A 6,209-nucleotide genomic window follows, 5' to 3' on the forward strand; every position below is an offset into this window, starting at 1 on the left:
ATTTTTCACTGTTCCTGTGACTGGAGAGATGTGTATAAGAGACAGGAACAAGGACATTTTTCACTGTTCCTGTGACTGGAGAAGGAATTTCTTCTACAGATTTGTCATTTTGTACTTCTAATAATGTGTCATCTTCATTAATGGTGTCGCCAGGTTGAACAAACCACTTGACGATCTCGCCTTCTGCGATTCCTTCACCGATATCAGGTAATTTAAATTGGTAAGCCATGGGTCTTTACGTCCTTTCTTTCCTTAAAATTCTGCGATTTCTTTTACTTTTGCTTCAATATCAGAAGCATTTGGTAACCAGATGTTTTCTGCTTGACCAAATGGGAAAACAGTATCTGGTGCAGAAACACGCCCAATTGGAGCTTCTAATGAAAGAATTGCACGTTCTGAAATTTCAGAAATCACTTGTGCACTCACGCCTGCTTGTCGTTGTGCTTCTTGAACAACGACTACACGACCAGTTTTTTCTACAGAGTTGATAATCGTTTCAATATCTAGTGGCGCCACAGTTCTTAGATCAACAATCTCAACTGAAATATTTTCTTTTGCAAGATTATCAGCTGCTTTGATTGCTTCACGGACCATTGCTCCATAAGTAATGATCGATACATCCGTACCCTCACGAGTAACTGCTGCTTTGTCTAATGGCACTTCATAAGCTTCCTCTGGTACTTCCTCTCGGAACGAACGATATAGTTTCATGTGTTCTAAAAATACAACGGGATCGTTGCTTCGAATAGCTGAAATCAATAATCCTTTTGCATCATATGGGTTAGATGGGATCACTACACGAATACCTGGTGACTGAGCGATCAATCCTTCCAAGTTATCTGAGTGTAATTCTGGTGTATGCACACCACCACCAAATGGTGAACGGATTGTGATTGGCAAGTTTCTTGTTCCACCCATGCGGTATCTAGTACGAGCCATTTGTGCCACAACTTCATCCATTGCTTCAAAAATAAAACCGAAGAATTGGATTTCAGGAACTGGACGGAAACCTTCTAATGCAAGACCAAAACTTAAACCTGCAATACCAGATTCTGCTAAAGGAGTATCGAATACACGCTCTTCGCCGAATTTTTCTTGCAATCCTTCAGTTGCACGGAAAACTCCTCCGTTTTTACCTACATCTTCACCAAAAACGACAACATTTTCATCGTTTTCTAGTTCAAGTGCTAAGGCATCTGTGATTGCTTGAATCATTGTTTTTTGTGCCATGGTTATTTCGACTCCTTCGCTTCATAAATTGCAATTTGTTCTTTGATTGTTTGTGGTGATTCTTCAAACATATTTTTCAAGAAATCTGAAACTTTTTGTTTTGGAACTTTGTCTGCTTCAGCTATTGCTGCTTTGATTTCTTCTTTTGTTTGTTCGATCACTGCTTCTTCTTTTTCGTCAGACCAAAGTCCTTTTTCAGTTAAATAAATACGGAAACGGTTCAATGGATCTTTCAATTGCCATTCATCATCCACTTCTTTTGAACGATAACGAGTTGGATCGTCTCCTGACAATGTATGTGGACCATAACGGTAAGTCAATGTTTCGATCAATACTGGACCGTTACCAGATACAGCCCAATCACGTGCCATTTTTGAAACAGTATAAACTGCTAATGGATCCATCCCGTCTACTTGGATCCCTGGGATTCCAGCAGCTACAGCTTTTTGTGCCAATGTTTTTGCAGCAGTTTGCTTTTCACGTGGTGTTGAAATTGCAAAACCGTTGTTTTGAATATAAAACACAGCGTTCGCATGGTAAGCACCCGCAAAGTTGATTGCTTCATAGAAGTCACCTTGAGATGAACCACCGTCACCAGTATATGTGAAGACAACATTTTTCTTGTTGCGTTTTTTAAGTCCTAAAGCAACTCCAGCTGCTTGAACATATTGTGCACCAATAATGATTTGTGGTGGTAGAGCTTTCAATTCTTCAGGATAAAAGTTACCTGCAGCATGTCCACGAGACCATAAGAATGCTTGTGATAAAGGTAAGCCATGCTTTACAAGTTGAGGTACATCACGATACCCTGGTAATAAAACATCCTCTTTTTCAAAAGCAAATGCACTTGCTAATTGACTTGCTTCTTGACCAGCTGTTGGTGCAAAGAATCCTAGGCGTCCTTGACGGTTCAATGCAGTTGAACGTTGGTCTAACACACGTGACCAAACCATACTCGTCATTAATTCTACTAATTCTTCATCTGTTAAATCAGGAACTAGATCAGGGTTGACTACTTTCCCATTTTGATCAAGCGCTTGATATATTGGAAAATCTGAATTGACTTCTTCAAGCAACGCTTTAAAGTCGATAGGTGTTTTCTTGTTTGCCATTTGTCACACATTCCTCTCTCATCTATAAGAAACTCTCTTCTTTCTGCCATTGAAACAGCGACCAAATCTGTATCACTATTTAACCGGCTTCATTAATAAACTATCATGTATTGCACAGAAACACAAGCTAAAAGCATAAATTTTCACGATTAAAAAAAATGTTCTCCCTCCTTTATACAACTACATTAGTGAAGATAATCACAAACAGGAAAGCGTTTTACAACTTTTATAAAAAAACATAAGTTGCGTTTCAAATTGGATTACCAACTGTTCCTTTTTGAAAAACAACAGTATGACCCCTGTTACATTATCAAGTTTAATACAGCGCTAATCCATCGTGATGAATTACACAAAATCCCCTTACATTCATTTAGCCTTATTTTATCTTTTTTTTCAACTAAAAAGGCACAGTAAAGCAAAATTGCTTAACTGTGTCTTTGCAACTATTATTTTAATTCATATTCTTACTCGGCAAGCCATCGGCTTAATTGATCCATGACATCAGCAAATCTAGGAAGATCAGATTCTTTTAACCGACTAAAATTTATTCTAAATCCATTTGTTTCTTCACCAAACAAAAAGTTTGGTGCAATCCCCACACCTTCATCTATAATTTTCTCAGCTAGTTTGTTCGTCAATTTTCTTCCCTTCCAAGAAATCCAAGCATAATATCCCCCATAAATAGGAGCAAGATCAAAAAAAGTTTGTGCATTTGCCCAATTTTCTAACCAACCACTTCTTTTTCTCAAATCATTTCTCAGCACCTTTATTTTCCGTTCAAATGTTTCATCAAAGACAGCGCAAGCTACGACTTGTGTAAAAATACTCATAGAAAATTCCATCATTTTCTGTGCTTCAGCCAATTGGCCAACAAATGATCTAGGCCCTAAAATCCAGCCGATTTTGGTTGTTTTACCTAATATAAGAGAAAGGGAACCTATATATAGAACATTTTTTGGATCAATACTATAGAGTGAGGGAATCGTTGCCTTCTCTACCTGTGATAATTTCAAGTCCGCAAACACATCATCTTCAATAATGGGTAATTGATACTTTCTACATAAATCGACCAACTCTTTGCGACGCTGATAACTCATCACTTTGCCCGTAGGATTTTGAAAATTAGGATTGACTAAAATCGCTTTAATCTGGTGCTTTAAAATTGCTTCTTCCAATTTTACTAAATCGATTCCTTCTTCATCCATTGGGATACCAAATAGCCTGATCCCTATGGCTTTGAATAAAGGTAAGCGATAGAAAAATGAAGGAGTCTCAACTGCAATTGCTTCCCCCATGGACAAAATCGTTTGCAAAACTAAGAATATAGCTTGTTGTCCCCCACTAGTTATCAGTAGCCGACTATCATCAAGAAGAATTTGGGTACTGTTTTTTAAATAATTACTGACTTTTTCAATCAGAGGTCGATAACCAAAAGCAGTAATAAATTGTTCTTCCTGTAAGATTTCTTCTAATGAGTAGGTCGGGATTTGAAAATTTGGCAAAAGCTCTAAAGGCATCTCACTCGAATATAAGTCAATGAAATCTGACTGTCTTCTCGCTTCCTTTATCTTCTCCTCGTAATTATCAGTAAGCTTTTCATAGCGTTGTGAGATCAACTGCCTCCAGTCAATTCGGGGTTCAGTAAACTCTCCCCAAGTAGCCTTCCGGACAAATCGTCCACTTCCTTGCTGACTCGCAATAATCCCTAATGCACGTAGTTCATCCAAAGCGTGTACGACCGTTGTTCGATTCACTTGAAAAGACTCAGCAAGATTTCTTTCCGACGGTAATCTTTCTCCTGGAGACAAATGACCATTTTCGATTTCTTTAATAATCTGATCCATAATCTGCCGATATGCAGAACCTTTACGTTTATCTACTTTTTCCCACATAGTTTTCTCCAAATCTATTCTTTCTCTTATTGTAACGAATTATCGTAGAAGAAAGAACAAAAAAATAAAATGTTTTTCTACTTATGTAAATCCGATTACACAACACTCAAAAATCAGTTCTATACTTTTTGATGATGGTGGATTCTACCAACATCATTGGACAATAAGCCCTAGGATTTCTCTTCACCAACATCGTTTGACAAAGAGCCCCTAAACTCTAAGCAAAAAAGGCAAGTCATGAAAAATAGCACACACCATTTTTCCATGACCTACCTTATCTGAAATTGATTGATTTTACTATCTTTATTGTTCCTGAAAATAATAAATCGGTAATTTTTTTAGGTATTTATATTTAAATCGTGTCACCATTAAAAATAGAATTTTTCACGATGACATAGTCGACTTTACGGATAGCTTCTAGATCTTTTCCACCTGCGTAAGAAATTGAAGATTGAAGATCTTGTTGCATTTCTACCAATGTATCTTTTAAAGAGCCTTTATGCTGGATCCAAATTTTCTTGCCTTCTACGTTTCTCTTTTCACCCTTTTGGAATTCAGAAGCTGAACCAAAGTATTCTTTATATACAACGCCATTTTCTACTTTTGTTTCTCCAGGTGATTCTTCATGTCCGGCAAATAACGAGCCAATCATCACCATTGTTGCACCAAAACGAACAGATTTGGCTACATCTCCATGGGTTCGGATACCGCCATCTGCAATGATTGGTTTACGCGCCGCTTTTGCACACCAGCGCAATGCAGCCAGTTGCCAACCTCCTGTACCAAAACCAGTTTTGATTTTTGTGATACAAACTTTTCCTGGGCCAATCCCGACTTTGGTCGCATCTGCACCAGCATTTTCTAATTCTCTCACTGCTTCAGGTGTACCAACATTTCCAGCAATGACAAAAGTTTCTGGCAAGTGCTGTTTGATATGTTGGATCATATCGATCACTGCATTAGAATGACCATGAGCGATATCTATCGTGATGTAGTCTGGAACAAGTGATTTTTCCGCCAACTCTTCAACAAACGTATACTCTTCTTTTTTTACACCAACACTAATAGAAGAAATTAATTTCTTTGATTTCATTTTTTGGATAAATGGCATACGTTTTTGCTCTTCAAAACGATGCATGATATAAAAATAGCCATTTTCAGCCAAAAATTCTGCAATCGATTCATCGATAATCGTTTGCATATTTGCTGGTACGACAGGCATTTTAAAAGTGTGTTTCCCCAGTGTAACTGTCGTATCGCACTCTGATCTGCTATTCACGATACATTTATTAGGAATCAATTGGATATCTTCGTAATCAAATACTTTCATCATATCGTCCTTCCGATAGTCGCATTAGCCAAAACACGAACATTATCTACTTATTTACGGTCTATTTTTAGCACCTTATGTAATTTAACGTAAATTACAAAGAAAATCAAGAGGAAAACAGAAAGTAAATCGTATTTTAATAACTCATTCCAAAAGAACAGGATTATTTAAACAAAAAAATATTGTTCGTCTTTTACAAATTATTGAACAGACTAAAAGGGTGGAGACATCACTCATCTCCTCCCCTTTATCTAAATAAACATTATGTACGAACTTTTCTCTTGTCGGTTACAATAGCTGTTAAAAATAATCAAAAAACAATTAAATTCACTAATCCGTCCTGTTATAGCACAACGATCATCACTTAATGATCATTTAATTTCTAAAAATTTATCTTAGACACTAGTCCAAAATATCAAGAACACTTTTTCTGTCTCAATTTTTCTTTGATTTATTACGATCTTTCCCGATTGTCTGTTGATTTATTCGAAGATTTAGAAACCTCTTTCGAAGATTTAACACTTTGATCTTGTGCGTATCTTGAGTGATTCGCAAAGGAATTATCAGATTTAGCTTGTTTTCCCATTTGATTTATCGTTGCTCCAGCTTGATGAGTTACATCACTTTTTTCTTGTTGTTTCTGAG

Annotated in this window: 6 protein-coding genes; all 6 read right to left on the reverse strand. The window is 36.9% G+C overall.

Annotation, left to right across the window (positions count from 1 at the left end; genetic code table 11):
• Nucleotides 1–229 (reverse strand): biotin/lipoyl-containing protein (locus A5844_RS01325; protein ID WP_306297847.1); only part of this gene is annotated, 229 nt, incomplete at its 3' end.
• A 23-nt stretch (nt 230–252) separates the two neighbouring features.
• Entirely contained in the window at nt 253–1,230 is a 978-nt protein-coding gene (locus A5844_RS01330) for an alpha-ketoacid dehydrogenase subunit beta (protein WP_086283265.1), read from the reverse strand.
• Between the two features lie 2 nt (nt 1,231–1,232).
• Entirely contained in the window at nt 1,233–2,342 is a 1,110-nt protein-coding gene (gene pdhA, locus A5844_RS01335) for a pyruvate dehydrogenase (acetyl-transferring) E1 component subunit alpha (RefSeq protein ID WP_086283266.1), read from the reverse strand.
• Between the two features lie 464 nt (nt 2,343–2,806).
• Nucleotides 2,807–4,234: an aminotransferase-like domain-containing protein gene (locus tag A5844_RS01340; protein ID WP_086283267.1), complete on the reverse strand. Its 1,428-nt coding sequence runs from the start codon at nt 4,232–4,234 to the stop codon at nt 2,807–2,809.
• Nucleotides 4,235–4,586: 352 nt separating this feature from the next.
• The gene (gene guaC / locus A5844_RS01345) at nt 4,587–5,564 is read right to left on the reverse strand and encodes a GMP reductase (protein WP_086283268.1); all 978 of its coding nucleotides are present in this window, start codon (nt 5,562–5,564) and stop codon (nt 4,587–4,589) included.
• A 454-nt stretch (nt 5,565–6,018) separates the two neighbouring features.
• Nucleotides 6,019–6,209, reverse strand: a 191-nt coding sequence (locus A5844_RS14390; protein ID WP_218776161.1) for a hypothetical protein, incomplete at its 5' end; no start/stop codon positions are given.

It is taken from the genome of Candidatus Enterococcus wittei (genome assembly GCF_002140175.1).
In the GTDB taxonomy this organism is placed as follows: Bacteria; Bacillota; Bacilli; order Lactobacillales; family Enterococcaceae; genus Enterococcus_B; species Enterococcus_B wittei.

Coding starts and splice junctions, on each gene's coding strand:
- pdhA (WP_086283266.1), bottom strand. CDS start 2,342: ATGGCAAACAAGAAAACACCTATCGACTTTAAAGCGTTGCTTGAAGAA.
- guaC (WP_086283268.1), bottom strand. CDS start 5,564: ATGAAAGTATTTGATTACGAAGATATCCAATTGATTCCTAATAAATGT.
- A5844_RS01340 (WP_086283267.1), bottom strand. CDS start 4,234: ATGTGGGAAAAAGTAGATAAACGTAAAGGTTCTGCATATCGGCAGATT.
- A5844_RS01330 (WP_086283265.1), bottom strand. CDS start 1,230: ATGGCACAAAAAACAATGATTCAAGCAATCACAGATGCCTTAGCACTT.